Below are 2510 nucleotides of genomic sequence, written 5' to 3' on the forward strand. Positions count from 1 at the left end.
ACAGGCGTCAGGGGTGCGTTAGCGTGAGTCACGAAGACCTCCGTGTGTGGAATGTGAGTGTGGTAACCCACATCCTGCCCGGAGGTCTTCGCTAACTCAGCCGTTCACAACGTCCCTGGGAAGAACAGCTAGGTCGGTCACACGGCACGGCAGCGGTACGAGCGGTCGCTAGGCTCGAAGCCGTGACCTCTGCGCGATTCCTCGTCGTTCTCGATGCCGACTCCACCCTCATCCGCAATGAGGTGATCGAGCTCCTCGCCGACGAGGCCGGGCGTCGCGCCGAGGTTCAGGCTGCGACGGAAGCGGCGATGCGCGGCGAGATCGACTTCGCCGCCAGCCTGCGCTCGCGCGTCGCAGCGCTCGAGGGCGTGCCGATCGGCGCGTTCGAGCGCGTGCGCGCGCGCATCGAACCCACGCGGGGTGTGCGCGAGCTCACCGCGGCCGTGCACGAACGCGGCGGCGTCGTCGGCGTGGTCTCGGGCGGCTTCCACGAGATCCTCGACAGCATCGCGCCGGGCCTCGGTGTCGACCGCTGGCGCGCGAATCGGCTCGAAGTCATCGATGGAGCTCTCGCCGGACGCGTCGACGGCGGCATCGTGGACGGCGCGGCCAAGGCGTCGTCGCTGCAGGAGTGGGCGGCGGAGCTCGGCGTCGCGCAGCACGCGACGATCGCGATCGGCGACGGGGCGAACGACCTGCCGATGATGGCCGTGGCCGGCCTCGGCATCGCCTTCAATGCGAAGCCCATGGTGCGCGAGGCGGCAAGCCTGGTGATCGGACCGCAGAACCTGGCCGAGGTCATCCCGCTTCTGCCGTAGCGGTTGCTGCTACGGATGCCGTGGCGAATGTCCGCGGCCCTCGCTAGCGTCGGGTCATGGACATCATCCTCATCCCCGGACTCTGGCTTGACGCCTCCAGTTGGAACGGGGTGATCCCGACGCTCGAGAAGGCGGGGCACCGCGTCCACCCGCTGACTCTGCCGGGGCTCGGCGCCCCGGCGTCGGAATCATCGGAGATCGGGATCGCCGACTGGGTCGACGCGGCAGTAGCCGCCCTCGACGGGCTCGACGGCCCTGCCGTGGTCGTCGGTCACAGCGGTGGCGGGAATGTCGCGTGGGGCGTCGCGGATACCCGGCCCGATCAGGTGAGTCGCGTGGTCTTCGTCGACACCGTCCCACCTCCGACGGGCAACGGCATCAGCGAGTTCGAGCTGGTCGAAGGCGTGGTTCCGTTCCCGGGCTGGGACTTCTTCCCCGGCGAGGACGTGAGCGACCTCGATGAGGCGACGCGAGAGCGCACCGCTCCGATGACTCGCAGCGTGCCGGCGCGCGTGCCGACCGACGAGATCGCCCTGAGCGACGACAGGCGCTATCGGATCCCCGTGACGCTGCTGATGGGCGGCCTCGATCAGCCGACCTTCGAGGGCATGATCGAGCAGTGGGGTCCCTATTCCGAGGAGTTCCATGCGATCGACGATGCCGAGGTCGTCAAGATCGGGTCCGGCCACTGGCCGCAGTTCTCCGTACCGGAGAAGCTGGCCGAGTTGATCAACGCGGCGATCGCGCGGTGAGGCCCAGCATGCTCCCGCTCGGGGTCAGTGCCCCATCCCGAGTCCGCCGTCGACGGGGATGACCGCGCCCGAGATGTAACCGGCGTCGTCGCCGGCGAGCCAGGTCACGACGCCAGCGACCTCGTCGGGGGTCGCGAACCGGCCGGCGGGGATGCTGGCCTTGTACTGCTTCTGAGTCTCTTCGGGGAGCTCGGCGGTCATGTCGGTCTCGATGAAGCCGGGTGCCACGACATTCGCGGTGATGCCGCGTCCGCCGAGCTCCCGGGTGAGGGACCGGGCGAAGCCGACCAGCGCGCTCTTCGAGGCCGAGTAGTTGACCTGCCCCGCCGACCCGTACAGGCCGACGACGCTGGAGATGAGGATGAAGCGCCCGAAGCGGGCACGCAGCATCCCCTTCGAGGCGCGCTTCACGACGCGGAACGTGCCGCCGAGGTTGGTCGCCACGACGCTGTCGAAATCGTCCTCGCTCATGCGCATGAGCAGCGTGTCCTTCGTGATCCCGGCGTTCGCGACGACGATCTCGACCGGGCCGAGCTGCTGCTCCACCTCGGTAAAGGCCGCGTCGAGCGCCGCGGCATCCGTCACGTCTGCGCGAACAGTCAGGGACCCCTCGGGTCCTTCGCCGGAGCGCGCCGTTACGGCGACGCGATAGCCGTCGCGGACGAAGCGCTCCGCGATGGCGCGGCCGATGCCGCGATTGCCTCCGGTGACGAGGACGACGCGCTGAGCACTCATGGGGTATCACTCCTGATCGGGGGCTGAGGGGGCAGTTCTTCCGTGCCACCCTCGATCCTACCGAGGCAGCCTCCGCGATCCGCGGCGGGGCGTTTGACAGGACGACCGGGTGCTGGAACTCTGAACGAGACGAAAGGCATCAGCGTGAGCGACAACAGCTACCCTCCCCCCGCCGCCGCTTCCGAGCAGCCGCTCACCCCGCTTT

3 protein-coding genes are annotated in these 2510 nt (G+C 68.9%); 2 read left to right on the plus strand and 1 reads right to left on the minus strand.

Annotated features, from left to right (window positions below; translation table 11 throughout):
* The first annotated feature begins 182 nt into the window (after positions 1-182).
* Positions 183-818, plus strand: a complete 636-nt coding sequence (gene serB / locus RS85_RS00040) for a phosphoserine phosphatase SerB (protein ID WP_046011372.1) — start codon at positions 183-185, stop codon at positions 816-818.
* A gap of 56 nt (positions 819-874) precedes the next feature.
* Positions 875-1570, plus strand: a complete 696-nt coding sequence (locus tag RS85_RS00045; protein WP_046011373.1) for an alpha/beta fold hydrolase — start codon at positions 875-877, stop codon at positions 1568-1570.
* Positions 1571-1594: 24 nt separating this feature from the next.
* On the opposite strand, the gene RS85_RS00050 is transcribed toward RS85_RS00045, so the two are convergent.
* The gene (locus RS85_RS00050) at positions 1595-2305 is read right to left on the minus strand and encodes a beta-ketoacyl-ACP reductase (protein ID WP_046011374.1); all 711 of its coding nucleotides are present in this window, start codon (positions 2303-2305) and stop codon (positions 1595-1597) included.
* Positions 2306-2510: the final 205 nt, after the last annotated feature.

The sequence above is a fragment of the Microbacterium sp. SA39 genome (assembly GCF_000967865.1).
Lineage (GTDB): Bacteria > Actinomycetota > Actinomycetes > Actinomycetales > Microbacteriaceae > Microbacterium.

Excerpts from the sequence above, each read along its gene's own strand:
- RS85_RS00045 (WP_046011373.1), top strand. The coding sequence starts at position 875 with ATGGACATCATCCTCATCCCCGGACTCTGGCTTGACGCCTCCAGTTGG.
- RS85_RS00050 (WP_046011374.1), bottom strand. The coding sequence starts at position 2,305 with ATGAGTGCTCAGCGCGTCGTCCTCGTCACCGGAGGCAATCGCGGCATC.